We start from the raw sequence: 26,627 nt of genomic DNA, 5'->3' as shown, positions 1-26,627 counted from the left end.
GGTCTGTCCGTCATCCAGCAGCCGGGTCGCTGGACGCGTCGGCGGACGCGCGGTCCACGACCTCGATCGCGTCGCTGCGGCCGCACCACCGACAGGAGACCGACTCGACCGCCTCCGAACGAACGGTCTCCTCCTCGACCTGGTGGTCGCCGGCGAGGTCGAAGTGCCAGTACTCCGTCGTACGACGAGTGCGGGTGACGTCGAAGCGGGTGAGGTTGCCGCAGCCGGCGCAACGCCACCGCTCACCGTCACCGGGAACGCGGAGGTCGCTGGTCTGCTCAGGCACGGAGTCTCCTCGAGTCGTCGTCGCCTCTGCGGGGAGGCGCGGTCAGCGTAGTCCGCGCGCCGCAGCGCCGATGTCGGATCCCACGTCTAGCGTCGTCGGACATGAGCACCACTGCCCAACGCCCTTCGCGGGAGACGTCCCGCTGGGAGGCGCAGCGCAGCTTCGACGAGCTGGGGCGGCCCCTGCGCGATCTGACCTTCTGCGTGGTCGACCTCGAGACGACAGGTGGTTCGGCCACAGCCGGATCGATGATCACCGAGATCGGGGCAGTAAAGGTCCGCGGTGGCGAGGTCCTCGGCGAGTTCCAGACGTTGGTCAACCCCCACACCGAGATCCCGGCGTTCATCGCGGTGCTCACCGGCATCAGCAACTCGATGGTCCACGACGCTCCATCCATCGAGACGGCGCTGCCCGCGTTCCTGGACTTCGCGGCGGGATGCGTCCTGGTCGCGCACAACGCGCCGTTCGACATCGGCTTCCTGCAACACTTCGCGCGCCAGCAGGGGCGGCCCTGGCCGAAGTTCGAGGTGCTCGACACGGCGAAGCTCGCCCGACGCGTGATCACTCGGGACGATGCTCCCAACTGCAAGCTGTCGTCGTTGGCCAAGGTCTTCAACTCAGAGACGACGCCCAACCACCGCGCACTCTCGGACGCCCGGGCCACCGTCGACGTCCTGCACGGTCTGATGGAGCGGCTCGGCGGGCTCGGCGTGCACACCCTCGAGGAGCTCCAAACCTTCTCCGCGCGGGTCAGCACGGCCCAGCGGCGCAAGCGCCACCTGGCGGAGGGACTGCCCCACTCCCCCGGCGTCTACCTCTTTCGCGACGACCGGGCGCGTGTCCTCTACGTGGGGACGTCGAAGGACTTGCGCACGCGCGTCCGCACCTACTTCACGTCCTCGGAGACTCGCACGCGGATGGGAGAGATGGTCGGGCTCGCCGAATCGGTCACCGGCATCGAGTGCGCGACGCCGCTCGAGGCCGAGGTGCGGGAGCTGCGGCTGATCGCCGAGCACAAGCCGAAGTACAACCGGCGCTCGCGCTTCCCCGAGAAGGTCCACTTCCTCAAGCTCACCCGCGAGGCCTGGCCGCGGTTGTCGCTCGTGCGCAAGGTGCTCGACGACGACGCCGACTACCTCGGACCGTTCTCTTCGAGGAAGACGGCCGAGAAGTGCCTGGCCGCGCTCCACGAGACCTTCCCCGTCCGACAGTGCAGTGGCCGGCTGCCGCTGGCTCCATCCCGATCGGCGTGCGTGCTGGCCGAGATGGGTCGCTGCCTGTCCCCGTGCGACGGATCCACCGACGCCTCCACCTACGCAGCGATCGTGCGTCAGCTGCGCGACACGCTGCTCCGCAACCCGCAGGAGGTCGTCGAGGCGATCAACCAGCGCATGACCTCGCTGGCCGATCGCGAGCGCTTCGAGGAAGCCGGCATCCACCGAGACCGGCTGGCCACCTTCGTGCGTGCCGCGGCCCGCACCCAGCGGCTCACGGCCCTGACCCGCTGCCCGGAGATCGTCGCCGCGCGCAGGGAGGACAGCGGCCGATGGTCGGTGCATGTCGTGCGTCACGGGCGGCTCGCCGCTGCGGGAGTCATCCCGCCTGGTGCCGACGCCCACCAGTACGTGCGCGAGCTGAGGGCCACGGCCGAGACCGTCAACGTCGCGCCCGGTCCAGTGCCCGCCGCGACGGCGGAGGAGACCGAGAAGATCCTGCGCTGGCTCGAGTCACCGGGCGTGCGCCTCGTTGACGTCGACGGCGAGTGGGTCTGCCCGCTCGGCGGGGCGGCGCGCCACCTCGCGCTCTACGACGCGGCCAACCAGTCGCGGCTGTCGCTCGTACCCTTCGACGAGCAGCGACTTCCGTCGCCGGTGCACCGACCGGCGCGCTGATCGTCAGTCGAGCCCGATGCTGAACGCCGACTCGAGGTCGTGCTTGCTGTAGGTGCGGAACGCGATGTGGGTCTCAGTCTCGGTCACGCCCTCGACCTTGTTGAGCCTGTCGGCGACGACCGAGGCGACGTCCTCGTGCTCGCGCACGCGCACCAGGGCGATGAGGTCGATCTGTCCGGTCACCGAGTAGACCTCGCTCACCCCGTCGAGGGAGGCGATGGCCTCCGCCACTTCGGGGATGCGTGCGACGTCGGCCTTCACGAAGACGATGGCGGTGATCATGGATTCACCGTAGCGCTCAGGGCGTCTGCGGCACGTGAGGCGACCGATCGGTCGGACCCACTAGTCCTTTATGACTACGGAAGTGCCATTTCCCATCGGACGCGCGTTCCGCAGACCTAGCGTGTGGCGGTCTGCCACCACCCGACGAGGGGAACTTTCGGGATGTCACGCTCAATGCACCGCGCTGCCGTTCGAATGCGGATCGCCGCCGCTCTGACGCTGGGACTGGTCGCTGCGACCTTCGGGGCGACGGCTCCCGCGTCTGCCGTGCCACCGGACATGCCGACGGGTCTGGCGGTGAACCAGCCCGACAGCACCACCAGCATCCTCTCGTGGGAGCACGTGCCGAACGCGACGCGGTACGCCGTGACGGTCAATGGCACCACCACAAGCACGGTCAACAACTCGTTCGTGCCTCCACAGGCTCTGCCCGAGGGAAACCTCGCTTGGTCGGTCACTGCCTACGCCGGCACGGAGCCCGGCCCAGCCGCCACGAGCACCTTCTCCAGCACGCGACTGGCCGCTCCAGTCCTGGTGTCCCCGACCGCAAATGCCACCCTGGCTCAGCCTGGGAACCCCCCGCTCCTGACGTGGGCGCCTTCCGCCGGAGCCACGTCGTACAAGGTCGAGGTGGACGGCGACGCCGATTTCGTCGGGGCCAGCTCATACACCACCAAGAACACGTCGCTGGTGGTCCCATTCCCGCTCGGAGACGGCGACTGGTACTGGCGGGTGACGGCGAGCAAGGGCACAAGCCTCAACTCCCTTGCAAGTGAAGAGCGACGGTTCCTTGTCTCCCCGCTTCCCCAACCGCAGATCGACTATCCAGAGGATGACGCGACCCAGACATTGCAGGACGTCGTGTTGGACTGGCGTCCCATCGAGGGGGCAGCCTCCTACGACGTCCAGGTGTCGACCGAGGCGGACTTCAGTCAGGGCGGCGCCCTCATCGACAGCGCAACCGGGATCCTCGGCACCAGCTACTCACCTGCTGTCACCTACGACAACGCGAGCTACTTCTGGCGGGTGCGTGCGATCGACATGTCCGGGCAGGCGACCCCCTGGACGGCCGCTCGCTCGAGCTTCACCCGCAACTGGCCACATCGCCCGACAGCGGTCTTTCCAGCCGCAGACGGGGCAGAGGACGTGCCGGCCCCGCTCTACTTCCAGTGGAGCCCCGTGAAGCACGCGTCGGAATACGAGATCCAGGTCGGTACGCAGGCGAACTTCACTGTAGGAACCTTCGAGAGCTGTCGAGTAGCCGGGACGACGTACACCCCCGGTATGTTCGCGGTGAACACCACCGGCATCCTGGCTCCGCCGCGCATCAACGAGGACTGCATCCCTCAAGCGGGCGAGATCAACTATTGGCGCGTACGGGGGCTCGATCGACCCTTCACCAAGAGTGGAGACATCCCAGGCGTGCAGGGCCTCTTTTCGGAGGCACAGGCCTTCCGCTACATGCCACTCAGCGTGACCAACATGGCGCCCAAGAGCGGCGCCACGGTCGACGTTCCGACATTGACGTGGGACACGGCGGTTGGTGCAGAGTCCTACCGCGTGCGCATCGTGCGGGCGAACGGGACGCAGGTGCTGAGCAAGTCGACCTCAGCGACCTCGTACACGCCGACGGTCAAGTTGAACCCGGCCGACGGCCCGTTCACCTGGCACATCACCGCTATCGGCGCTGACCGAACGCAGTCTGTCACCTATCCGAACACGTTCAACGTATCGGGCAACGTCCCGACCAGCGACAAGCCCGGTCTCACTCCTCTGACCCCGTCCACGTCGGACGCCACGATCATGACTGCGCCCTCCCTCACCTGGGCGCCAATGGCGGGGGCGGACCACTACTCGGTCAACGTCGGCAACGCCAATGATGGCGTGCAGGTGTGGTTCGGACACGCAACGGATGACCTGTTCGGCCAGGCCACCGACTACCCGGCCATGACCGACACGTCCACCAGGCTGCTCCTACCGGGGGACTACGACTGGCAGGTGACGGCCTATGACAAGGACAACGTCAAGATCGGCGTCGGGCCAGAAGGACGATTCACGGTCCAACCGATCCGGTCGACGAATGGTCATGCTCTCGCGCAGGACGGCCAGCAGCTCGACGACAACTTCGCCGGCCCGCAGAATCCGTGTACGCCTTCCAGTGGCGGCTGCACTGTGCCCAGCACTCCCGTGCTGAAGTGGGACACCGACCCCCGAGCGTCGTACTACATGGTCTACGTCGCGAGCGACCCGAACTTCACGAATCTTCTCGAGCCCAGCAACGCCGTGCCAGCGACGACCAGCACCATGTACGCACCTGCGCTCGACAACACGGCGCACACGTATCCCGACAGCCAGGCCGGGCAGTCGTACTACTACCACATCCGTCCGTGCCGGACGGCGCTCAACTGCGGCCCTGACCCGGTCTCGCAGACCGACGTTGCGCAGGGCACATTCAAGAAGCGGTCTCCTGAGATCAGGGGTCTGGAGCAGACGACGGATCCGAGCGGGACCGAGGTCACTTTCAAGTGGACCGACTACTGGGAAACCAACCAGGAGCAGCCGTGGGCGCAGACGGGCGAGGTGCCGAACCAGTCCGCCAAGCGCTACCGCATCGAGGTCGACGACGACGCGTCGTTCGCTGGCGCGCTCATTGACAGCGCGCTCGTGGACCAGCCGACCTACACGGCGCTGACCAAGCTCTACCCCGAAGGCAAGTTGTACTGGCGTGTGCAGGCAGTCGATTCAGACGACAACGGTCTGGCCTGGTCGCGCATCAACCCGACTCCGGAGTACCACCAGTTCACCAAGCAGAGTCTGCAGGTCAGCCTCACCTCGCCAGTCGGCAACGCTGCGGTTGCGGGCACGACCCCGTTCCGCTGGACACCGCAAGCGTTCGCCAAGTCCTACGACATCGAGATCTACGCCAACGACGACGCCACGTTCTCGGCAGCGAACAAGATCGCGTCAGCAAGCGGCGTTCGCAACGCCGCGTACGTTCCGATCGACACGCTCCCGGTATCGAGCGAGTACTACCTGTGGCGCGTGCGTCGGACGGACTCTGACGGGAACAAGGGCCCCTGGTCGGTGGCAGGTCGTTTCCGCGTGACCGCGGGTGCTGTACAGCTGCTCTCGCCTGCTCTGGGCGGATCGACGCCACCGAATGGAGCGCTCTTCCAGTGGAGGCAGGTTGCTGGCGCAGCGTCCTATGCGGTTGCGCTCGTCGCGCCAGGTGGATCGACGCAGAACTTCACCACCGCCGCTAGTGCATATGCGCCCGTGACCAACCTGGTCAGCGGCACGTATGGGTGGACCGTCACGGCCCGCGACGCGAGCGGCAACCCGATCGGACAGGCGAGCTCCACCTTCGACGTCAACAGCCAGCTCCAGGCAATCCTCCGGCCCACGATCAACACACCCGAGGGCACGGGTCTGGGTAAGACGTTGACGGTCGCGCCGCCTTCGTGGAGCCCGGGTGGCGTGAGTGTGACGACGACGTACCAGTGGCAGCGCGATGGCGCGAACATCAGCGGGGCAACGAGCACGTCCTACACTTTGGTGAACGCCGACTTCGGCAAGTCGATCACAGTCAAGGCGACCGGCAAGGCGCCCGGCTACATCGACGGCATCAGCACGAGCCTGCCCATCTCGCCCACGTCCGGTGACGCCATCGCGAACGTGACGGCGCCCACCATCACTGGTAGCCCGGTCGCCGTCGGCAACCGGCTCACTGGCAACAGGGGAACGTGGCCGGCGACGTACGGCACGCTGTCGTACTCGTATGCCTGGCTGAGGAACGGCGTCCCCATCCCGGACCAGACGACGACGACCTACACCCCCGTCGCCGCGGATGCCGGCAGCGACATCGTCTTCCGCGTCACGGTATCGGCACCCGGCTACACCGACGGTGTGGCCCATTCCAACGCCGTCCGGGTGGAGACCCTCTCCGCTGTGGCTGGCCCGCAGGTGTCCGCGCCGTCTGGCACCGGCATCGGCGCCGGTCTGGTCGCCACCGCACCGGTATGGAACCAACCCGATGTCACCACCACCTACCAGTGGCTGCGCAACGGAGCGAACATCTCCGGCGCCACGACGTCCGCCTACGCGCTGACGGTGACCGACCTCGGCAAGGAGATCAGCCTCCGGGCGACGGGCAAGAAGTCGGGCTTCCAGGACAGCGTGGTCGTGAGCAACGTCGTCGTTGGCTCGGCCGGTGGCGCCCTGCAGGCAACCGTCCCGCCGGTCATCACGGGAACCGCGGCCTCGGGTAGCACTCTGAAAGTCGATCCCGGTACGTGGTCAGAGTCGTCACCGACGTTCAAGTACCAGTGGCTGCGCGACGGAGCTCCGATCCCAAGCGCAACGGGTTCCAGCTACCGCGTCACCACTGAGGACGCTGGCAGGAATGTCGCGGTGACCGTTCTGGCATCCAAGACCGGCTTCAACGACGGCTCCGCCAACTCGGCGGCCGTGGCGGTCGCCAGGCTGAAGTCCACTGTCGCAGGTGCGCTGAAGGCGTCCCGTGTCAAGGTCGGAAAGCGTGCCAAGCTGAGCGTGACGATCGCCGTCAGCGGACTCACCACCCCGACCGGAGTGGTGCAGGTCCTCGACAAGGGCAAGAAGATCGCGCAGTTCACCATGGCGCCGGTCCACAAGGGCAAGAAGACGCTCAAGCTGAAGAAGCTCAAGAAGGGCAAGCACAAGCTGCAGGTGGTCTACCTCGGCAACGCCCAGACCTTCGGATCGAAGTCCAAGAGGATCATCCTGTACGTCGTGAAGTGATCGTCAGCACCAGGTCACGGCCGGAGGTATTCTCCCGCCGTGACCTGGCTCGCCGACCACTGGCTGGACGTACTCGGGTGGGGCGGGAGCGCCCTCCTGGTCTACTCGCTGCTGCAGGCGAGCGTCCTCAGGCTCCGCGTGCTCAACGCGATCGCGTGCGTGATCCTCATCGTGTTCAATGCCGTGCTCGAGGTCTGGCCCATGGTGGGGATGAACGCCGTGCTCGTCGCCATCAACCTCTGGTTCATCGCACGATTGCTCCGCGATCGCCACGACGAGACGGTGTACGAGGTGCTCGAGGTCGCCCCGAACGATGAGTACCTCAGGCACACCCTGCGGATCCACGGCGCGGACATCCTCAAGTTCAACCCGGCCTTCGTGCACGACCCGTCGGACGAGCAGGACGCCTTCCTCGTCCAGAAGGGTGACGAGACCGTAGGCGTGGTGCTGCTGCGCAAAGAGGGAGGTACTGCCGACGTGCTCCTCGACTACGTGACCCCGCGCTACCGTGACTTCTCCCCCGGCGAGTTCGTGTGGCGCAAGAGCGGCCTGCTCGCCAGTCGGGGCATCCGCCAAGTGGTCACGCCCCCTGGCATGGTCGGGGCCTACTACGACCGGCTCGGATTCCAACCGCGCGGCGACCGATGGGTGCTGAAGGTGCCCGGTGCAGCGTAGGCAGTGGGTCATGGCAGCGGTGCTCGTGCAGCTGCTCATCCCGCTGGTAGCCCTAGTCCGCGCACCTGCCCAATTCGGATTCCAGATGTACTCGGGTGCCGGCTGGACGAGGATCACGGTGGTCGACGAGACCGGGGCCCGGCGCGAGCACCGGCTCGCTGACTATGTGGCCCTCGACCGGATCGACGTCGACTGGACCCGGCGCCTGCCCGAGCACATCTGTGACGTCGATGCCGGCGCCGTCGAGGTGACGGTGGAGAGGTCGCGCTCCACTAGGACTGTGCAGTGCCAATGACGTGGCCCTCTCCCAGGGCAGTCGCCCTGTGCCGGATCTTGCTCGGTCTGGCCGCCCTCATGAACACAGTCGAGATCCACGCCATCCTCGGCCGCGTTCGCGACGGTGCGCTGGCGATGCCCGGACCTGTTCAACTGGCGCTCACGCAGACCGCGGTCAGCGCGTGGACGCTGACTGCCATGACCAGCGCCATTCTGGTATTGGTCGGGCTACTGACCACCCCTGCGGCCCTTGCGGGCAGCGCGACCTGCCTCACAGCCATGCTGTGGGACCAGCAGGCGTACACCAATCATTTCTGGTTGACCACGCTGCTGCTCGCATACCTGGCGTTCGCGGGCTCCGACAACGTCTGGTCCGTGAGCTCCCTCTTCGGTCAGCGCACGCGGGCCACGTCGCTGCCCGTCCTGCTCATGGTCACCCAGCTCAGCGTGTGTTACTTGTTCGGAGCGCTCGCGAAGATCAACCCTTGGTGGCTCGCCGGCGACGAGCTCCGGGCGCAGTTGCTGACCCCACTGCCGGAGGTCGTTGGAGGCCACTTGCCGCGCTCGTCATCTTGACCGAGCTGTTCATCGCCTTCGGCATGTGGATGCGGCCCACCCGTCGGGTCGCGCTGTTGACAGGCGCGCTGTTGCACCTGTCGATCGTGACGCTCATGTCGGCGTGGTTTCCCCTGCTGACGTTCTCCATCGTCTGCCTGTCCGTCTACCCGCTGGTGCTACGAGCCCCGTACGCCTCCGACGCGTGGAAGGCGTTGCGGCGCGTCCACTCGGACCAGCGACGAGCGACCACCTAGGACGACACCGACGTCGCTGCCACCCACCGCTCGAGCGCAGCGTGCGCCGCTCCGGAGTCGATCGCCTCGGCCGCCTTCGCCACACCAGCCTCGAGCGCCGCGTCGACCTCGGAGTCCGGCGAGTCGTAGACCGCCAGCGCGGCACCGGCGTTCAGGACCACCGCGTCTCGCACCGGCCCCTGCTCGCCGGCAAGGAGGCGGCGTACGACGTCGGCGTTGTGCGCGGCGTCCCCACCTCGGAGGTCCTCGGTGGCCGCCCGGGCGAGGCCGAGGGACGCCGGGTCGACTGACGACTGGGTGACCGAGCCGCCGTGCACCCGCCACAGCGTCGAGGTCGTCGTGGTCGTCAGCTCGTCGAGCCCGTCGTCGCCGCGGAAGACCCAGGCGTCGACGCCGCGGCCGGCGAGCACGCCGGCCATGACCGGTGCCATCCGCGGATCGGCGCACCCGATCGCCTGGGCCTGGGGGCGGGCCGGGTTGGTCAGCGGGCCGAGGATGTTGAAGGTGGTCGCGATGCCGAGCTCGCGCCGCGGGACGGCCGCGTGACGCATGGCGGGGTGGAAGGCCGCGGAGAAGCAGAAGGTGATGCCGGCCTCCTCCGCGACCTCGGCGACCCGCGCGGGGGCGAGGTCGAGGCGGATGCCGAGCGCCTCGAGGACGTCGGCCGATCCGGACTTCGAGGACGCCGACCGGTTGCCGTGCTTGACCACCCGCGCGCCGGCGCCGGCAGCGACGATCGCGGCCATCGTCGAGATGTTGACCGACATCGAGCGGTCACCGCCCGTGCCCACGATGTCGAGGAGGCGGCCGGGCACCGCGATCGGGTTGGCGGCAGCCAACATCGCGTCCGCGATGCCGGTGACCTCCTCGACCGTCTCGCCCTTGGCGCGCAGCGCGACGACGAGGCCGGCGAGCTGGACCGGGGTGGCCGCGCCGGCGAAGACCTCGTCCATGGCCCATCGCGCCTGCTCGGTCGACAGGTCGCTCCCAGCGACCAGCGTGGAGAGGACGTCGGGCCAGGAGTGGGACATGGTGGTCAGGCTATCGGCGCGCCGAGGAGGCGCCGGAGCCGTGTCAGGAGGTGGCCGGGACCGACGGCCGCAGCAGGCCGATGACGGCCTCGGCGAGCTGGATCGGGTCGAGCGGGTGCGGGACGGCGGCCTCGGCGCGCGACCAGGTGGCCAGCCAGGCGTCCTGCGGACGGCCGGTCAGCACCACTACGGGCGGGCACTGGTAGATCTCGTCCTTGAGCTGCTTGGCGATGCCCATGCCGCCGGCGGGGACGGCCTCGCCGTCGAGGATCGCGAGGTCGATGTCGCCGCGGTCCATGTTCTGCAGGACGACCGGCTCGGTGGCGACCTCGACGTACTCGAGCTCGGGGAGGTCGGGGTGCGGACGGCGACCCAGCGCCAGGATGACCTGCTGGCGGGTGTTCACGTCGTCGCTGTAGACGAGGACCTTCAGTGCGCGGTCTGCGGCGGCATCAGTCACGAGAGGCATCGTAACCGTCGTCACCCGTCACCGGCGCCGAGGCATGCGTCACAGCATCAGCCGGTCGGCGTACGCCGCTCAGCCAGGTCGAGCCGCCGGTCCTCACGGGCGGCCTCCTTCATCGACGAGCGCACCCACTGGGTGAAGAGCACGCCGAAGAAGAGCACACCGATGAGGTCCCCGCTGGCCCACAGGATCCCGCCGGCCAGGTGCTGGTCCTCGAGCACCGGCGGCAGCCACGCGCCCATCGGCCCCTCCCGGAGCGCGAGGTAGTGCTCCTCCCCGATGAGGGTCGTCTGGCCCATGATCGTGACGCCCAGGAATGCGTGGAAGGGCAGCGTCATGAGCGTGAGGAGGACGCGGAACGGGTGGCTGACCCGACCCGGCACCGGGTCGACGCCCATCAGCGGCCAGAAGAACAGGGTGCCGACGAGCACGAGGTGGATGTGCATCATCTGGTGGACGAAGGACGAGCTCAGGCTGGCGTCGTACCAGGGGCTGAAGTAGAGCGCCCACGGCGAGGCGATGTAGAGCACGAACGCGAGCGGCGGGAACGCCAGCACCTTCGCCACCCGTGAGTGCAGCACCGCCAGCAACCACCGGCGCGGCGCGGCGGGAAGGGTGCGCAGGGCGAGGGTCACCGGCGCGCCGAGCGCGAGGGCGAGCGGCACGACCATCGACAGCACCATGTGCTGGACCATGTGCACGCTCAGCAGCGTCGTGTCGTAGATACCCAGCCCCGACATGGTGGCGAAGGCGAAGGAGCCCATCCCGAGCACCACGAACGCCAGAGTCCGACCGACCGGCCAGCGGTCCCCGCGGCGGCGCAGCACGCCCACCCCGACGGCGTACAGCCCGACCGCCCAGACGGTCACCACGAACGGGATCGGGTCGATCCCCCAGTCCGTCAGGACTCGTCCGAGCGTGAATCTCGGAAGGACCTCGGCGGTGTCCGCGGAGAGGGCGAGGAGGGTGTGGACCACGTTGTGAACTTTATGACGGGACAACACAGGGGGTCGGGGTGCCCCTTGTCCCCGCCAACGGCCATAATGCTTCCGTGGCGACAGCAACTGCGACGATTCCGGCCTCCCGTCTGCACGGGCACCACGACCGACCCAGCATGGTCAGCGTGGGCACCATCATCTGGCTCTCGAGCGAGCTGATGTTCTTCGCGGCGCTGTTCGCGTCCTACTTCACCATCCGGGCGGTGAGCCCCGAGCTGTGGGCGCAGGAGACGGACAAGCTCAACGTCCCGTTCTCGACCGCCAACACCGCGATCCTGGTCGCCTCGTCCTTCGCCTGCCAGTGGGGCGTCTTCGCCGCCGAGCGCGGCCAGGTCGGGCGCACCGGCGGCCTGCTCAACTTCACGAAGTGGGGCCTGCGCGAGTGGTTCATCCTGACCTACGTCATGGGCGCCATCTTCATCGGCGGCCAGGCGCTGGAGTACGCCGAGCTGATCGAGCACGGCGTCACCATCCCGAGCTCGGCCTACGGCTCGATGTTCTACCTGACCACCGGCTTCCACGGCATCCACGTGGCCGGCGGCCTGATCGCGTTCCTGTTCGTCCTCGGCCGCACGTATCTGGCCCGCCGCTTCACCCACGAGCAAGCCGTCACCGCCATCGTCGTGTCCTACTACTGGCACTTCGTCGACGTGGTGTGGATCGGTCTGTTCTTCACGATCTACGTCATCCAGTAAGCACCCCCAGACAGCCCACACCGTCGCAACTGGCAAGGACTCAAAAGTGCGTTTGCTGAACCGAACCGCTGGTCGCCTCTCCCGGCATCGTCGGGGACCTCTGGCGGGTCTCGCCGTGCTGCTGCTGGGGCTGCTGATCAGCGGCTCCCTCTACACGGCCTTCTCCCCCGCCCAGGCTGACTCCCAGCCGAGCGAGACCGAGCAGGTCGCGAAGGGCAAGGAGCTCTTCCTGGCCAGCTGCTCGTTCTGCCACGGCCAGAACGGCGAGGGCGTGCCCACCGTCCGCGACGGCTACCAGCTCGGCCCCTCGCTGGTCGGTGTCGGTGCCGCGGCCGTCGACTTCCAGGTCGGCACCGGCCGCATGCCGATGGCCGCCCCGGGCCAGCAGGCCCCGCGCAAGAAGGTCGTCTTCAACGACGAGGAGATCGCTGCGCTGGCGGCGTACGTCGCCTCGCTCGGCCCCGGCCCGGCCATCCCCAGCGAGGCCGACTACTCCATCGATGACCTGTCGGAGGAGGAGCGCGAGGAGGCCATCTCCCGCGGCGGTCAGATCTTCCTGACCAACTGCACCGCGTGCCACAACTTCAACGGCGCCGGCGGTGCCATGCCGCGCGGTGGCTACGCGCCCTCGCTCCACGGCGTCGAGCCCCGCTACATCTACGAGGCGATGCTCACCGGCCCCCAGCAGATGCCCAACTTCAGCAACGGCAACCTCTCCCCCGAGGAGAAGCGCGACGTCATTGCCTACCTCGGTAGTCTCGAGGAGACCCCCGAGTACGCCGGCTTCACGCTGGGCGGACTGGGCCCGGTGTCCGAGGGCCTCTTCGCCTGGGTGGTCGGCATCGGTGGACTGGTGGGCGCAGCGGTCTGGATCGCCTCGCACACCACCCGCAGCAAGAAGAGCAAGGTGAACGCGTGAGCAACGACAACTCCTCGACGCCGGAGCACCCGGTCAACGCGCCCGACGGCACCCCGGTGCCGTACGACACGCACGTGCCCACGCACCGCGAGGCCGAGCCGATCGCCGACCCGGGCCTGCCGGCCCACACGTGGCGCCCCACCGACGTCGACCCCAAGGCCGAGAAGCGCGCCGAGCGGCAGATCGCGGCGATGTTCATCGCCGCGATGGTCTTCGCCGTCCTCTTCGTGGTCGCCTACTTCTCCTTCGAGGTCGGTGACAACTGGGACACCTTCGCCGGTCTGGGTGCCTCCACCATCACGCTCGGCCTCACGCTCGGCCTGAGCCTGCTGCTCATCGGCACGGGCATCATCCACCTCGCCCGCAAGCTGATGGCCGACCACGAGATGGTCGAGATGCGCCACCCCGCCGCGTCCCCGCAGGAGGACCGCGACGCCACCGTCCAGGCGCTCAACGACGGCCTCGCCGAGGCCGGCATCGGCCGGCGTCCGCTCGTCCGCAACACCATGCTCGGCGCCGTCGGCGTGCTCGGGCTGCCCGCCGTGGTGCTGCTGCGCGACCTCGCTCCCGGCGACGAGCTCGACATCGACAAGCTCGCGAACACCATCTGGGAGCCCGGCATGCGCGTGGTGCGCGACGTCGTCGGCACCCCCATCCTCGCCAGCGAGGTCGAGATGGGCGACCTCATCAACGGCACCGCCGAGGCGATGTTCCCGTCCGAGGAGAACGGCTACCCCGAGCTCCACGGCGCCGAGGAGCAGGCCGAGAAGGCCAAGGCCGCCATCATCGTCGTCCGGATGGACCCCGACGAGATCACCCCACTCGAGGGCCGCGAGAAGTGGACCGTCGACGGCATCATCTGCTACTCGAAGATCTGCACCCACGTGGGTTGCCCGATCTCCCTCTACGAGCGCACCACCCACCACGTGCTGTGCCCGTGCCACCAGTCGACCTTCGACCTCGCCGACCACGCTCGGGTGGTCTTCGGTCCGGCTGCCCGCCCCCTCCCCCAGCTGCCCCTCGCAGTGGACGACGAGGGCTACCTGGTCGCGCAGAGCGACTTCACCGAGCCCATCGGGGCAAGCTTTTGGGAGCGTGAGAAGCTGTGAGCACGGACTCCAGGATCGACACCAGCAAGGTCGCGACCAGCAACGGCACGACCGCTGCGACCGCGTCCAAGCCCGGACCCGCCGGCTCGCTGGCCTCGTGGGCCGACGACCGCCTCGGCCTCGCCACGGCGATGAAGAAGAACCTGCGCAAGGTCTTCCCCGACCACTGGTCCTTCATGCTGGGCGAGATCGCCCTGTGGAGCTTCGTGGTCCTGCTGCTCACCGGCGTCTTCCTGACCCTCTGGTTCAACCCGTCCATGGGTCACATCACCTACGAGGGCTCCTACGACCAGCTGCGCGGCGTCGGGATGTCGGAGTCGATGGCCTCGACCCTGCACATCTCCTTCGACGTGCGCGGCGGCCTGCTGATGCGCCAGATGCACCACTGGGCGGCAGCGATCTTCATCGCCTCGATGATGGTCCACCTGCTCCGCGTGGCCTTCACCGGCGCCTACCGCAAGCCCCGTGAGCTCAACTGGGTCATCGGCTGCCTGCTGCTGCTCCTCGGCACTCTCGAGGGCTTCACCGGCTACTCGCTCCCCGACGACCTGCTCTCGGGCACCGGCGTCCGGGCGGCTGACGGCTTCCTCAAGGCGACCCCGGTCGCCGGTAGCTACATGTCGTTCCTGCTGTTCGGTGGCGAGTTCCCCGGCGAGTCGATCATCCCCCGCCTCTACATCATCCACGTGCTGCTCATCCCGGGCATCCTGCTGGCGCTGATCGCGGCGCACATGCTGCTGCTCGTCTACCACAAGCACACGCAGTGGCCCGGCCCCGGCCGCACCGAGCAGAACGTCGTCGGCTTCCCGATGCTCCCGGTGTACGCCGCGAAGGCGGGTGGCTTCTTCTTCATGGTCTTCGGCGTCATCGCCATCATGGGCGGCCTGATGTCGATCAACCCGGTGTGGAAGTTCGGCCCCTACGACCCGACCAAGGTGACGGCCGGATCGCAGCCCGACTGGTACATGGGCTGGCCCGACGGCCTCCTGCGCATCATCCCGACCGGCTGGGAGTCGGTGATCTTCGGCTACACGATCTCGTGGAACGTGATGCTGCCGATCCTCATCGTGCCCCCGTTGATGCTGGTCATCCTGATGCTGCTGCCCTTCATCGAGGGCTGGATCACCGGCGACAAGCGCGACCACCACCTGCTCCAGCGCCCGCGCAACGCGCCGACGCGCACGGCGGTCATGGTGTCCCTGATGACCTTCTACGGCCTCGCCTGGGCCGCGGGCGGCAACGACATCATCGCCATCAAGCTCGACTTGAGCATCAACCAGATCACCTACTTCATGCGCGTGGCCATCTTCCTCGGCCCGCTCCTGGCGTTCTGGATCACCCGACGCTGGTGCATCTCGTTGCAGCGCCACGACAACGAGAAGCTGCTCCACGGCTACGAGACGGGCATCATCACCCGCTCCCCCGAGGGTCAGTACGCCGAGCGGCACCTGCCGATCAACGAGACGTCCGCCTACACCCTCACCGCGCGCGACCGCGACGAGGTGTTCACGGTCGGGAGCGACACCGACGCCTCCGGCGTGGCCGCACCCAACTCGCGCTCGGAGAAGCTGCGGGCCAGGCTCTCGTCGTGGATGTACAGCCACAACGTGCAGAAGCCCACGCGGGCCGAGCTCGAGGAGGCGCACCACCACGCCGAGCACGAGGCCGAGCTCCAGTCGGGGCTCGACCACCCGGTCGACGGTCACCAGTTCGACGACCACCGCCTGCGCGACACCGACGACGTGCCGCTGCGCGACCACTGATCGTCGTACGACCTGCACGAGGGCCCGCCGGGAAGCTTCCCGGCGGGCCCTCGTCTTGTCTTCGGTTCGCCGACGGTTCTCCCGCGGGCGGTGGTCCAGCCACGTTCCGGGCGACGAGAATGTGGGCGGACCACCGCTCCCCGGCGCGCCGACGTAGGGCACCCCGGCGGGCGGCGGTGGAGCCACATTCCTGACGATGCGAATGTGGGTGGACCACCGCTCCCCGCGTGTCGGCGTACGACACCCCGGCGGGCGGTGGGTGAGGCGGGATCGAGCGGCCCGGAAGCCGCCTGTCGGACCGCTCGGGCGCGAGCGAGCGTCAGCTGAGCGCCGAGCCCTGCTTCCAGGCGGCGGGAGCGAGGTTCCAGTCGCCGTAGCCGTTCTCGAGGGTCATCGGGCGGTCGGTGCCGGTGTACTCCACGACGTCGCCGCGTCGGCTCATGGCGTAGAGCCATCCGGCGTCAGCAGTCGACAGGCCCGTGCAGCCGTGGGACACGTTGGCGTAGCCCTGCGAGCCCACCGACCACGGGGCGGCGTGGATGAACTCGCCGGAGTGGGTGAGCCGCATCGCCCAGCGGACGTCGTCGATGTCGTAGGCCTCGGGGCTGTTGCGGTTGATGCCGACCGTCTCGGAGTTCATCCGCCGGGACTCGAACTTCTCCATGATCACCTTCACGCCCGAGCGGGTGGTGAACCCGGGTTTGCCGGTGGTGATCGGCAGCGTGCGGAGCAGCTTGCCGTTGCTGAAGACCTGCATCTGGTGGGTCTGGGCGTTGACCTTGTAGACATTGGCGTCGCCGACCTGGAAGTCGACGCGGCGCGACTCCTGGCCGTAGATCCCGTTGCCCGCGGGCAGGCTGTTGATGTCGAGGTCGACCGACACGTCGGTGCCGGCCTTCCAGTAGCGTGCCGGGCGGAAGTGCGCCTCGCGGTCGCTCAGCCAGTACCACGAGCCCTTCTGCGCGGGCGTGCTGGTCACCGTCATGTGCTTCTCGAACAGCGCACGGTCGGTGACGGGCAGGTCGAAGGTCACCACCACGGGCATGCCGACGCCGACGGTCTCCCCGTCGAGCGGAGCGACCGCGGCGAACGTCTGCTCGTCGAGGGTCAGGTCGACGGTGTGGAAGCCGCGCGTGCGCTCGACCGCCTGGCCGTCGGAGCGCGTCGCGGAAGCGGTGATCCGGTAGTCGGTGCCGGGTTCTAGCCGGGTGGTCGAGGTCCACGTGCCGCCCTCGACGCGACCCTCGACCGGCCCGACCGCCGACGTCACGCGTACGTCGGACAGGTCACCGCCGGTCGCGGACACGGTCACCGGCGCGTCGATCGGTACGGCACCGGCGTCGGTGAAGCTGGTCGTCAGCCGGACCGGGTCGACCGGGTCGGCGGCCTGCGTGGCGCCGGGAGCGTCCGTGGCACCGGCCTGGGAGTCGTCACCAGGAGTCGAGCCGCTGCTGCTGCAGGCGGCGAGGCCGGCGGACAGCGTCAGGAGAGCCGCCGCGGCCGTCGTACGACGATGCGCGGGACGCGTGGACCGGAGCGCGCGTGAGCGCATGCGACGTGACCCCCAGGGTTGCCCACCCTCACGGGCGGTGGAACAGAAGAACCCGTCCAGCGTACGACGCGGACGGGCTCTTCCAGAATTGCCACGAGGGGCGTTGCTCAGTGGGCGTGCTCGCCCCGGTAGTACTCGAAGACGAAACCGCAGGTCACGACCGCACCGGCGGTGAAGCCGATGATGACCAGCCACCAGGCCGCCATCGCGGTGCCGTAGACGATGACGCCGAGGGCGAGGGCGCACCACAGCGGCCACCAGGAGTAGGGCGGGAAGAAGCCCAGCTCGCCGGCACCGTCGGCGATCTCACCCTCCTTGCGGTCCTCCGGCCGCGGGTCCATGCGCGAGGCGTGGAAGCCGAGGTAGAGGGTGATCATCGCGGTGAGGAGCGCGGTCATCACGAGCGCGGAGGTGCCGGTCCAGTCCCCGGAGAGGAACCAGTAGCCCGGAGCCACCACCGCGACGAACACGGTGGTGATCCCGAAGATCCATGCCTCGGCCTTCATCGGTCCCTCTCCTCGTCGGTGCGGTCGACCGGCAGGTCGGCGCGCTCGCGCAGCATCTCCTCGCGGCCGTCCACCTCAGGTGCGTCGGCCACGTCGCCGTTGCCCTCGGCCGGGTTGTCGTCGAGCTCGAGCAGCGCCACCTCGGGGTGGTGCAGGTCGAAGGCGGGCGACTCCGATCGGATGCGCGGCAGCATGTGGAAGTTGTGGCGCGGGGGCGGGCAGCTGGTCGCCCACTCGAGCGAGCGGCCCCAGCCCCACGGGTCGTCCACGGTCACCTTCGGCGCCTTGGCCGAGAGGTAGACGTTGAGGAAGAACGGCAGCGTCGAGGCGGCCAGGAGGAACGAGCCCACCGTGGAGATCTGGTTGAGCGTGGTGAAGCCGTCCTCGGGCAGGTAGTCGGCGTAGCGACGCGGCATGCCCTCGACACCCAGCCAGTGCTGGACGAGGAAGGTGGTGTGGAAGCCGACGAAGAGGATCCAGAAGTGGACCTTGCCGAGGCGCTCGTCGAGCATCCGGCCGGTCATCTTGGGCCACCAGAAGTAGAACCCGGCGAACATCGCGAACACCACGGTGCCGAAGACGACGTAGTGGAAGTGCGCCACCACGAAGTAGGAGTCGGAGACGTGGAAGTCGAGCGGCGGGCTGGCCAGGATGACGCCGGTGAGGCCACCGAAGAGGAAGGTCACCAGGAAGCCGATCGACCACAGCATGGGGGTGTCGAACGACACCGATCCGCCCCACATCGTGCCGATCCAGTTGAAGAACTTCACTCCTGTCGGCACCGCGATCAGGAACGTCATGCCGGAGAAGAACGGCAGGTCGACCGCGCCGGTGACGAACATGTGGTGGGCCCACACGGCGACGGACAGCATCGCGATGCCGAGGGTCGCCGCGACCAGGCCGACGTAGCCGAAGATCGGCTTGCGGCTGAAGACCGGGAGGATCTCCGAGACGATGCCGAAGAACGGCAGCGCGATGATGTAGACCTCGGGGTGGCCGAAGAACCAGAACAGGTGCTGCCACAGGATCGGGCCGCCGTGCGACGGGTCGAAGACGTGGGCCCCGAGGATCCGGTCGGCCTCCAGCGAGAGCAGCGCGCCCGCCAGGATCGGGAACACCATGATCACGAGCATGCTGGTGATCAGCGTGTTCCACACGAAGATCGGCATCCGGAACATCGTCATGCCGGGTGCGCGCATGCAGATGATCGTGGTGATGAAGTTGACGCCACCGAGGATGGAGCCGAGACCGGCCATCCAGAGGCCCATGATCCACAGGTCGCCACCCACGCCCGGGCTGCGTACGGCGTCGGAGAGCGGCGTGTAGGCGAACCAGCCGAAGTCGGCGGCACCGGAGGGCGTGAGGAAGCCGGACGCCGCGATCAGGCCGCCGAACAGGAACAGCCAGTAGCTGAACATGTTGAGGCGCGGGAAGGCGACGTCGGGGGCGCCGATCTGGAGCGGCATGATCACGTTGGCGAAGCCGAAGAACAGCGGCGTCGCGAAGAGCAGCAGCATGATCGTGCCGTGCATCGTGAACAGCTGGTTGTAGAGCTGGTCGTTGACGATCTGCTGACCGGGGTAGGCCAGCTCCGAGCGGATCAGCATGGCCATGACGCCGGCGATGACGAACCACGCGAACGAGGTGATCAGGTACATCTTGCCGATCAGCTTGTGATCGGTCGTGGTCATGATGCGCACGGCCTGCTCGCCGAGACGCTTCCTGGGCTCCGGGGGCGGTGTCGCTGCCTCCGGGCGGGACGTGGTGGGGGCGCTCACTCGCTGTGTCCTTCCGAATCGTCCTCGAGACCCGCCTGCTCGCGGACGTAGTCGCCGCCGAGGATGGGCAGCTCGGCGGTGTTGCCGGCGTCAGCCAGCTCGCCGAGGTAGGCGTCGTACTCGTCCTGGCTGACGACCTCGACGTTGAAGAGCATCCGCGAGTGGGAGACACCGCAGAGCTCGTAGCACTTGCCGGCGTAGGTGCCCTCGACGGTCGGGGTGACCTGGAGCCTGTTGACCCTGCCGGGGATGACGTCCATCTTCACGAGGAACGACGGGACGCCGAAGTCGTGGATCACGTCGGGCGAGTGGAGGTTGAACTGGATGGTCTGGTCGACCGGCAGCACGAGCGTCGGGATCTGGGCGCCGGTGCCGGACGTGTAGACGTAGGAGCCGTAGGCGAAGTCGTCGCCCGTGGCGGTCGCGGAGGGGTCCTGCTCACCGACGCCGTGGTTGAAGGTCCACGACCACTGCTGGCCGAGCACCTCGACGGTCATGTCGGGCTCGGGGTCGATGTTGAGGACCTCGTCCTGGACCCGGACGGTGTGGAAGAAGAACACCACGCACATGAGGACCGGGGCGATCGTGTAGAAGACCTCGAGCGGCAGGTTGTAGCGCGTCTGCCGCGGCACCTCGTCGTCGCTGCGGCGACGGAACCTCACCACCGCGTAGAAGATGAGGCCCCAGACGATGACGCCGGTCACCATCGCGGCGACCCAGGCCCACTTCCACAGCTCGTAGGTGTAGGGACCTTCAGCGCTGGCGCGGTCGGGCATCGCGAGGTTGCGGATCTGGTGCTGGTCGGCCTCGGAACACCCGGCCAGCACCAGCATCGCCACGCCCAGCAGCGCGACCCTCAGGGTGCGCCGCACGGGCGCGCCCGAAAGCTTGGGGACTTGCAGACCCACTGATGAGCCTCTCTCTCGGTCCTTGTCGACAGACAGAGGGTATCCCCAACTGGCCGCGTCGTGCGGGGCAGGGTCGGGTGTCGGCCGATCTGCGCCGGTCAGGGTCTGTCCGCCCGCGCCGAGGCGGCTCCGCGTGGCATAAGTTGCCCCTGTGACTGCCCCTCCGCCTGGGCCCGCCGACCTCGACAGCGCGTCCTCGGCGCCGCTGCACCCGGCGGCGCGCGAGGTGCTCCTGGCCGCCCTGGACAGGGGGTACGCCGACCCGCGGCGGCTGCACCGCGCCGGCCGCGAGGCGCGGCTGCTGCTCGACAACGCACGGGAGGCGACCGCAGACGCGCTGGGCGTGCGGCCCGACGAGGTGACCTTCACCCCGAGCGGCACGCACGCGGTCCACCTCGGACTGCTGGGCCTGGTGAGGGGCTCTCGTCGCGGCACCGTGGTCGTCCACTCGGCCGTGGAGCACTCCGCCGTGCGGCACGCGGTGGCGTGGGGCGCCGAGTCGTTCGAGGTCGGCGTCGAGGGCGACGGGCGTGTCCACGACGGCGACCTCGTCGAGAACGCGTCCTCCCCCGGCACCGCGGTCGTCGCGCTCCAGACGGCCAACCACGAGGTCGGCACGATCCAGGACGTCGGTGGCTTCGAGCTCCCCGATGACGTCCCGCTGTTCACCGACGCCTGCGCCTCGATGGGCCGGCTGCCGCTGCCGTCCGGCTGGGCGGCGGCCGCGGGATCGGCGCACAAGTGGGGCGGCCCGGCGGGTGTCGGCGTCCTGCTGGTCCGCAAGCGCGCGCGATGGCGCAACCCCTTCCCCGGCGACGACCGGATCGACGAGCGCTCGACGGGCTTCGAGAACGTCCCGGCCGTCCTCGCCGCGGCGGCCTCGCTGCAGGCGGTGGTGGCCGAGCGCGACGAGGTGAACCCGCGCCAGCACGCGCTCGTGGACGTCGTACGCCGCCGGGTGGCCGCGGAGGTGCCCGACGTCGAGGTCGTCGGCGACCCGGACCGGCGCCTCCCCCACCTGGTGACGTTCTCGTGCCTCTACGTCGACGGCGAGGCGCTCGTCACCGAGCTCGACCGGCGCGGCTTCGGCATCGCCAGCGGCTCGGCGTGCACGGCCTCGACGCTGACCCCGAGCCGCGTGCTGGAGGCGATGGGCGTGCTCACCCACGGCAACGTCCGGCTCTCGCTGCAGCGCGACACCACGCGCGCCGACGTCGACGCCTTCTGCGACGTGCTGCCCGAGGTGGTCGCGGAGATCCGGTCCCGGGTGGGCCTGTGAGCGCCTCCCCGGCCGAGCCCTGGGACCTGGCGCTCGAGCTGGACTGCCGGGAGATGCCGTGCCCGATGCCGGTCATCGAGCTCGCGCGCCACCTCGCTGACGTCGAGGTCGGCGAGCTGCTGGCGGTGGTCGCCCACGACCCGGCCGCGGCGGTCGACGTACCGGCCTGGTGCCGGATGAAGGCGCAGGACTACGTCGGTGCCGACGTCGCCGAGGACGGCGCCCCGCGCTACGTCGTACGACGGCTGGCCTGAGGGCCGCGGTCGAGCGACCAGGTTTCGATCAGGGCCGGATGGTGCGCAGGTGCGGCTCGAAGTCGGCGGCGGCGTCGTCGCCGTACGTCTTCGCGCACCGCTCGAGGAACGCGCCGCGGGAGATCTCGTACTCCTGGGTGCCGACCTTCTCGACCACGTGGACCGCGAGGAGGCAGCCGAGCTGCGCGGCACGTTCGTGGCCGAGGCCCCAGGTGAGGGCCGCGAGGAAGCCCGCGCGGAAGGCGTCGCCGACGCCGGTCGGCTCGACCTTGGCGATCTCGGGGACGGCGCCGACGACGATCGACTCCTGGCCCTCACTGTCGATCCGGACGCCGTTCGGGCCCAGGGTCACGACCCACGTGCCGACGCGGGAGAGGATCTCCTCGCGGCTCCAACCGGTCTTCTGGGTGATGAGGCTGGCCTCGTACTCGTTCGAGAACAGGATGTCCGCGCCGTCGATGAGGGGCCGGATGAGGTCGCCGTCGCCGAAGGCCAGCTGCTGCGAGGGGTCGGCCAGGAAGCGGTAGCCCCGCTGGCGGCACTCCTCGGTGTGGCGCAGCATCCCGTCCGGGTCGTCCGGGCCGATGATCACGTAGTCGGGGGCGCCGACGCGGTCGACGATCGGCTTGAGCTCGATCTCGCGGGACTCGCTCATCGCGCCGGCGTAGAAGCTCGCGATCTGCGCCATCGAGGTGTCGTTGGTGCACACGAAGCGGGCGGTGTGGCGGGTCTCCGAGACGTGCACCGAGTCGCAGTCGACGTTGTGCCGCTCGAGCCACGAGCGGTACTCGGCGAAGTCCTCGCCCACCGCGCCGACCAGTACCGGGCGCAGGCCCAGGTTGCCCAGCCCGAAGCAGATGTTGGCGGCACAGCCGCCGCGGCGCACCTCGAGGTCCTCGACCAGGAAGGACACCGAGAGCTTGTCGAGCTGGTCGACCACCAGGCTGTCGGCGAACTTGCCCGGGAAGGACATCAGGTGGTCGGTCGCGATGGATCCGGCAACGAGGAGGGACACGCCGCGAGACACTACCTCGCGGTACGGCTCGGGATACGCATCAGTAGCCAATAGCGTCGTGCCCATGACGACGTCACGACGCCCCGCGCCCCTCTTCAGTGACGAGCTGGGCACCCCCGCCGAGATGGCCGCCGACGGTCGCGAGACCAGCCGCAACCTCGGCCTCCAGAGCCGCTTCGATCGCGCGGCCCGGGCCGCCGTGTCCCCGGCCCCGAGCCTGCGCTTCGACGACTACCCGGCCGAGGTCGCCAAGCGCGAGATCCGGGTCTCCGACGCCGCCGCCCGGATCGCCAACGCGCTGCACCTGCACCTGGACTGACTTCGCCAGCCGCCGCGACGTACGACGAAGGGCCCCAGCCAATCGGCTGGGGCCCTTCGTGTGTGTCTGTGTCGACGCGCCTCAGTGGAAGCTGTCGCCGCAGGCGCAGGAGCCGGTGGCGTTGGGGTTGTCGATCGTGAAGCCCTGCTTCTCGATGGTGTCGACGAAGTCGATCTCGGCACCGTTGAGGTAGGGGACGCTCATCCGGTCGACGACCACGGTCACGCCGTCGAAGTCGGTGGTCACGTCGCCGTCGAGGGTGCGCTCGTCGAAGAAGAGCTGGTAGCGGAGGCCCGAGCAGCCACCCGGCTGCACGGAGATCCGCAGGGCCAGGTCGTCGCGACCCTCCTGCTCGAGGAGGCTCTTCACCTTGCCGGCGGCGACAGCGGAGAGGTTGATCTGGTCGGTGCGGCGCTCAGTGGTCTCGACCTGCTCGGTCATCTCATCACTCCAGAAGTCTCGGGTACTGCTTGGCTCAATGGTCGCACACCGGCGGATATTCCCCGTGGTCGTGCTCGCATGGACGCCGCCGCAGCCCGGGCTGGCGGACCCTGGCGGCGTACGACACTTCCCCAGCCCATCTCGATGTCCAGCGCCGCCACCCTCAGGTGGCGGCCCACACCGGCGCCCACCTGGCGGCGCCCCACCCTGGCGGCGCTCCACCCTGGCGGCCCACGACATCGACGGAGCGCGACGCGATGTCCCAAGCCGCGACCCTCACGCGACGCGACAGAGGAAGGCCGACCGACCTGCTGGCGTGAACAACGACTCCCGCAGCTGTGCCGTCCACACGCGGATCCGAGCAGGGTCATGATCGCGACCCAACGCTCGGTCGGCGTCCTCCAGGACGGTCACCGGCCGTCGGAGCACGTCACCGGAGGTGTAGCCCCTCCGGACCAGGCCGGCCTTGTCCAGCTTCCTGTCGCGCCGCCTGTCCTTGACCCGGCGCGCCGGCTTCTCGTGCTCGTCCCCGTCGAACTCGTGCAGGCTGTTGGTGCCGCGAAGCCACAGGTCCCCTCGTGCGACCAGCACGCCGTCCTCGCCGACCACCTCGAACTGGGGGACGACGTCGATGTCGCACGAGACGTGGAGGAGGCGCAGCAAGGTCTCGAACACCGACTCGGACCGGCGGTCGGCGAGTGCCAGCGCGTCGCGCAGTCGGCGCGCCCCGGGACGTCGTGGCTTGATCACCTCCTCGATCTCGCTGCGCGTGGCCTGACCCGTGTGCAGCACGCAGTCGACCAGCACCACCACGTCGATGAGGCACAACCACCGCGCGCAGGCCAGCAGCGTCTCGGCCGCTGTGGCGCACCGAAGCCCGTCGATCTCCTCGAACACCACCTGACGTGTGTGCCTGCTCGTCAGCACGCCACAGCGCATCGGCCGCGGGTCGTCGAGCTCCATGGCCATGAAGACAGGCGTCGTGGAAGGGAGCGGGGGCAGCCACCACCTCCGGACGAGGGCCGAGGTCGGCCCGGTGAAGCAGCCGTTGTCGGTCATCAGGAGCTGCCAGGCGTGTAGGGACGCAACGGCGTCGTCCCCGAGGTCCGCCCGACGGTGCACACCATGGGACTCACGCACGTAGGCCTTGAGCCTCGGGTTGCCCCGCACGCCCAGCGGGGCGGGTGCCAGCGGCGATACGTCATCCACACGTCGATGCTCGCCACCAGCGCGCCGCACGAACAGGATCGGCGGACGGCCCTGTGGACGGTGTCGGCCGGGCCGACCCTGTGGACGTTCTACGGCCCGGGATCCGACCCTGGCGGCGTACGACATCGACGCAGCCCGACCCGATGTCGTATGCCGCCACCCTCGTGGCCGTCGACCCGACCCTGGCGGCGTACGACATCCCGGGTCGCTGATCCGATGTCGTATGCCGCCACCCTCAAGAGGCGACCGCGGCGAAAGTGCCCGTCAGCGCGACCAGGTGCGCGCGACGCGGGCGGCGAGGTCGGCGAGAGCCTCGGCGGGAGCGCCGAGGGCGCGCTCCTCCCCCACGAGGTCGACGAGGGAGTACGCCGACTCGATGCCGAGGGCGCGCATCTCGCGGGAGCCCACGAGCACCTGGCCGGCGAGGGCGATGCAGGGGCGGAGGGCCTCGGAGGCGACGGCGGCCACCCCGTAGGGGACCTTCCCGGCTCGGCTGGAGAAGTCGAAGGCGCCCTCGCCGGTCACGACCAGGTCGGCGGCCCGCGCCCGCGCGGCCAGGGAGACGGCGTCGGCGACCAGGCCGATGCCGGGCTCCCGGGTCGCGCCGAGGGCCAGGAGCGCGTAGCCGATGCCGCCGGCGGCGCCGGCGCCCTTCTCGAGCGACGTGCGCCGGTCCGTGGCGGTGGCGAAGGCCTCGAGCCACCCGTCCACCTCGGCGATGCGGTCCTCGGTCACGCCCTTCTGCGGGCCGAAGGTCTTGGTGGCCCCGAAGAGCCCGGTGAGCGGGTTGTCGACGTCGCTGGCGGCGACGAGCGTGACGCCGGCCAGCCGCAAGCGGGGGACGGACAGGTCGACCGAGGTCACCGACGCCAGCGGTGCGGCCCCGCCGTCGAGGACCCCGTCGGAGACCGCGCCCAGGGCGGCGAGCACCCCCGCGCCGCCGTCGTTGGTCCCCGTGCCGCCGAGCCCGACCACGACGGTGCGGGCGCCACCGGCCACCGCGGCGAGCACCAGCTCTCCGACCCCGGCGCTGGACGCGGTCTCGACCGGCCCCGTCACCAGGTGCAGCCCCGCGGCCTGCGCGCTCTCGACGTACGCCGTCTCCCCCACCCGCAGCACGACCGCGGGAACCGGGGCACCGTGCGGTCCGCTCACGGTCACGGCGTCGAGCGACCCGCCGAGGGCGGCGTGCAGCACGTCGACGAATCCCGGTCCCCCGTCGGCCATCGGAGCGAGGTCGAGCTCGTCGTCGGGCGCGTGCCGGCGCCAACCGTCGGCGACCGCCTCGGCGGCCTGCACCGCGGTCAGGGTTCCGGCGAACTTGTCCGGGGCGATCAGCACGCGCATGGCCGCCATGATCCAGCAATGCAGGTGGAGAGCCTG

The 26,627-nt window shown here is 69.1% G+C and carries 27 protein-coding genes; 14 read left to right on the top strand and 13 right to left on the bottom strand.

The window, feature by feature from the left end:
- Positions 1-10: 10 nt before the first annotated feature.
- A complete protein-coding gene (locus HOO61_RS13700) occupies positions 11-286 on the bottom strand; it encodes a hypothetical protein (RefSeq protein ID WP_172259279.1) in 276 nt (91 codons plus the stop codon).
- A gap of 101 nt (positions 287-387) precedes the next feature.
- Here HOO61_RS13700 and HOO61_RS13695 point away from each other — a divergent pair, with 101 nt between their 5' ends.
- Positions 388-2,178: a DEDD exonuclease domain-containing protein gene (locus HOO61_RS13695; RefSeq protein WP_172259277.1), complete on the top strand. Its 1,791-nt coding sequence runs from the start codon at positions 388-390 to the stop codon at positions 2,176-2,178.
- Between the two features lie 3 nt (positions 2,179-2,181).
- On the opposite strand, the gene HOO61_RS13690 is transcribed toward HOO61_RS13695, so the two are convergent.
- Positions 2,182-2,460, bottom strand: coding sequence for an Lrp/AsnC family transcriptional regulator (locus tag HOO61_RS13690; protein ID WP_129457122.1), 279 nt, complete (start codon positions 2,458-2,460; stop codon positions 2,182-2,184).
- A gap of 297 nt (positions 2,461-2,757) precedes the next feature.
- Between HOO61_RS13690 and HOO61_RS24910 the strand changes: the two genes are divergently transcribed.
- Genes HOO61_RS24910 through HOO61_RS13665 form a run of 5 tightly spaced genes read left to right on the top strand, consistent with a single transcriptional unit; the run spans position 2,758 to position 9,002 of the window.
- Positions 2,758-7,239 (top strand): Ig-like domain repeat protein, encoded by a 4,482-nt coding sequence (locus HOO61_RS24910; protein ID WP_172259275.1) that lies wholly within the window; start codon positions 2,758-2,760, stop codon positions 7,237-7,239.
- Positions 7,240-7,278: 39 nt separating this feature from the next.
- The gene (locus HOO61_RS13680; RefSeq protein WP_172259273.1) at positions 7,279-7,914 is read left to right on the top strand and encodes a YgjV family protein; all 636 of its coding nucleotides are present in this window, start codon (positions 7,279-7,281) and stop codon (positions 7,912-7,914) included.
- A 10-nt stretch (positions 7,915-7,924) separates the two neighbouring features.
- Positions 7,925-8,209 carry a hypothetical protein gene (locus HOO61_RS13675; RefSeq protein ID WP_172259271.1) on the top strand — a complete coding sequence of 95 codons (285 nt, stop codon included), beginning with the start codon at positions 7,925-7,927 and terminating at the stop codon, positions 8,207-8,209.
- 59 nt (positions 8,210-8,268) lie between these two features.
- On the top strand, positions 8,269-8,766 hold the full coding sequence (locus HOO61_RS13670; RefSeq protein WP_172259269.1) for an HTTM domain-containing protein: 498 nt from the start codon (positions 8,269-8,271) through the stop codon (positions 8,764-8,766).
- Positions 8,763-9,002: a hypothetical protein gene (locus tag HOO61_RS13665; RefSeq protein WP_172259267.1), complete on the top strand. Its 240-nt coding sequence runs from the start codon at positions 8,763-8,765 to the stop codon at positions 9,000-9,002. Before HOO61_RS13670 ends, HOO61_RS13665 begins: the two co-directional genes overlap by 4 nt.
- On the opposite strand, the gene trpD is transcribed toward HOO61_RS13665, so the two are convergent.
- The 3 genes from trpD to HOO61_RS13650 are packed head-to-tail and all read right to left on the bottom strand — an operon-like array spanning position 8,999 to position 11,476.
- Complete coding sequence (gene trpD, locus HOO61_RS13660; protein WP_172259265.1) at positions 8,999-10,033, bottom strand: anthranilate phosphoribosyltransferase; 1,035 nt, start codon at positions 10,031-10,033, stop codon at positions 8,999-9,001. The two genes, HOO61_RS13665 and trpD, sit on opposite strands and share 4 nt — an antisense overlap.
- 43 nt (positions 10,034-10,076) lie before the next feature.
- Entirely contained in the window at positions 10,077-10,502 is a 426-nt protein-coding gene (locus HOO61_RS13655) for a response regulator transcription factor (RefSeq protein WP_172259263.1), read from the bottom strand.
- 47 nt (positions 10,503-10,549) lie between these two features.
- On the bottom strand, positions 10,550-11,476 hold the full coding sequence (locus HOO61_RS13650) for a cytochrome c oxidase assembly protein (protein ID WP_172259261.1): 927 nt from the start codon (positions 11,474-11,476) through the stop codon (positions 10,550-10,552).
- Positions 11,477-11,586: 110 nt separating this feature from the next.
- On the opposite strand from HOO61_RS13650, the gene HOO61_RS13645 reads away from it, so the two are divergent.
- From HOO61_RS13645 to HOO61_RS13630, 4 genes are read left to right on the top strand one after another with little or no spacing between them, the layout of a single operon-like run.
- The gene (locus tag HOO61_RS13645; RefSeq protein ID WP_216658968.1) at positions 11,587-12,192 is read left to right on the top strand and encodes a heme-copper oxidase subunit III; all 606 of its coding nucleotides are present in this window, start codon (positions 11,587-11,589) and stop codon (positions 12,190-12,192) included.
- A 46-nt stretch (positions 12,193-12,238) separates the two neighbouring features.
- Entirely contained in the window at positions 12,239-13,111 is an 873-nt protein-coding gene (locus HOO61_RS13640) for a c-type cytochrome (RefSeq protein ID WP_172259257.1), read from the top strand.
- Positions 13,108-14,220 carry a Rieske 2Fe-2S domain-containing protein gene (locus tag HOO61_RS13635; RefSeq protein ID WP_367650168.1) on the top strand — a complete coding sequence of 371 codons (1,113 nt, stop codon included), beginning with the start codon at positions 13,108-13,110 and terminating at the stop codon, positions 14,218-14,220. Before HOO61_RS13640 ends, HOO61_RS13635 begins: the two co-directional genes overlap by 4 nt.
- Positions 14,217-15,983, top strand: a complete 1,767-nt coding sequence (locus HOO61_RS13630) for a cytochrome bc complex cytochrome b subunit (protein WP_367650167.1) — start codon at positions 14,217-14,219, stop codon at positions 15,981-15,983. The genes HOO61_RS13635 and HOO61_RS13630 overlap by 4 nt, the downstream gene beginning before the upstream one ends.
- Before the next feature lie 319 nt (positions 15,984-16,302).
- Here the strand turns inward: HOO61_RS13630 and HOO61_RS13625 are convergent, their stop codons facing one another.
- From HOO61_RS13625 to coxB, 4 genes are all read right to left on the bottom strand, one after another.
- Complete coding sequence (locus HOO61_RS13625; RefSeq protein ID WP_172259255.1) at positions 16,303-17,535, bottom strand: Ig-like domain-containing protein; 1,233 nt, start codon at positions 17,533-17,535, stop codon at positions 16,303-16,305.
- Positions 17,536-17,642: 107 nt separating this feature from the next.
- Positions 17,643-18,041, bottom strand: coding sequence for a cytochrome c oxidase subunit 4 (locus HOO61_RS13620; RefSeq protein ID WP_172259253.1), 399 nt, complete (start codon positions 18,039-18,041; stop codon positions 17,643-17,645).
- Entirely contained in the window at positions 18,038-19,732 is a 1,695-nt protein-coding gene (gene ctaD, locus HOO61_RS13615) for a cytochrome c oxidase subunit I (protein WP_172260085.1), read from the bottom strand. The genes HOO61_RS13620 and ctaD overlap by 4 nt, the downstream gene beginning before the upstream one ends.
- A gap of 83 nt (positions 19,733-19,815) precedes the next feature.
- Complete coding sequence (gene coxB / locus HOO61_RS13610; protein WP_367650166.1) at positions 19,816-20,691, bottom strand: cytochrome c oxidase subunit II; 876 nt, start codon at positions 20,689-20,691, stop codon at positions 19,816-19,818.
- A gap of 187 nt (positions 20,692-20,878) precedes the next feature.
- On the opposite strand from coxB, the gene HOO61_RS13605 reads away from it, so the two are divergent.
- Entirely contained in the window at positions 20,879-22,006 is a 1,128-nt protein-coding gene (locus tag HOO61_RS13605; RefSeq protein WP_172259251.1) for an aminotransferase class V-fold PLP-dependent enzyme, read from the top strand.
- Positions 22,003-22,260, top strand: a complete 258-nt coding sequence (locus HOO61_RS13600) for a sulfurtransferase TusA family protein (RefSeq protein ID WP_367650165.1) — start codon at positions 22,003-22,005, stop codon at positions 22,258-22,260. The genes HOO61_RS13605 and HOO61_RS13600 overlap by 4 nt, the downstream gene beginning before the upstream one ends.
- Positions 22,261-22,288: 28 nt before the next feature.
- On the opposite strand, the gene HOO61_RS13595 is transcribed toward HOO61_RS13600, so the two are convergent.
- Positions 22,289-23,275: a PfkB family carbohydrate kinase gene (locus HOO61_RS13595; RefSeq protein WP_172259249.1), complete on the bottom strand. Its 987-nt coding sequence runs from the start codon at positions 23,273-23,275 to the stop codon at positions 22,289-22,291.
- Between the two features lie 64 nt (positions 23,276-23,339).
- Here HOO61_RS13595 and HOO61_RS13590 point away from each other — a divergent pair, with 64 nt between their 5' ends.
- The gene (locus HOO61_RS13590) at positions 23,340-23,594 is read left to right on the top strand and encodes a hypothetical protein (protein WP_172259247.1); all 255 of its coding nucleotides are present in this window, start codon (positions 23,340-23,342) and stop codon (positions 23,592-23,594) included.
- 81 nt (positions 23,595-23,675) lie between these two features.
- Here HOO61_RS13590 and erpA read toward each other — a convergent pair whose 3' ends face one another.
- Together erpA and HOO61_RS13580 are read right to left on the bottom strand one after the other, a co-directional pair.
- Complete coding sequence (erpA, locus tag HOO61_RS13585) at positions 23,676-24,035, bottom strand: iron-sulfur cluster insertion protein ErpA (protein ID WP_090971856.1); 360 nt, start codon at positions 24,033-24,035, stop codon at positions 23,676-23,678.
- 276 nt (positions 24,036-24,311) lie between these two features.
- Positions 24,312-25,244, bottom strand: coding sequence for a hypothetical protein (locus HOO61_RS13580; RefSeq protein WP_172259245.1), 933 nt, complete (start codon positions 25,242-25,244; stop codon positions 24,312-24,314).
- A gap of 53 nt (positions 25,245-25,297) precedes the next feature.
- Between HOO61_RS13580 and HOO61_RS13575 the strand changes: the two genes are divergently transcribed.
- Complete coding sequence (locus HOO61_RS13575; RefSeq protein ID WP_172259243.1) at positions 25,298-25,456, top strand: hypothetical protein; 159 nt, start codon at positions 25,298-25,300, stop codon at positions 25,454-25,456.
- Between the two features lie 52 nt (positions 25,457-25,508).
- On the opposite strand, the gene HOO61_RS13570 is transcribed toward HOO61_RS13575, so the two are convergent.
- Positions 25,509-26,591, bottom strand: a complete 1,083-nt coding sequence (locus tag HOO61_RS13570; RefSeq protein ID WP_172259241.1) for a glycerate kinase — start codon at positions 26,589-26,591, stop codon at positions 25,509-25,511.
- Positions 26,592-26,627 lie beyond the last annotated feature (36 nt).

It is taken from the genome of Nocardioides sp. zg-1230 (assembly GCF_013155335.1).
In the GTDB taxonomy this organism is placed as follows: domain Bacteria; phylum Actinomycetota; class Actinomycetes; order Propionibacteriales; family Nocardioidaceae; genus Nocardioides.
This window is presented reverse-complemented; position numbering and strand designations above follow the sequence as displayed.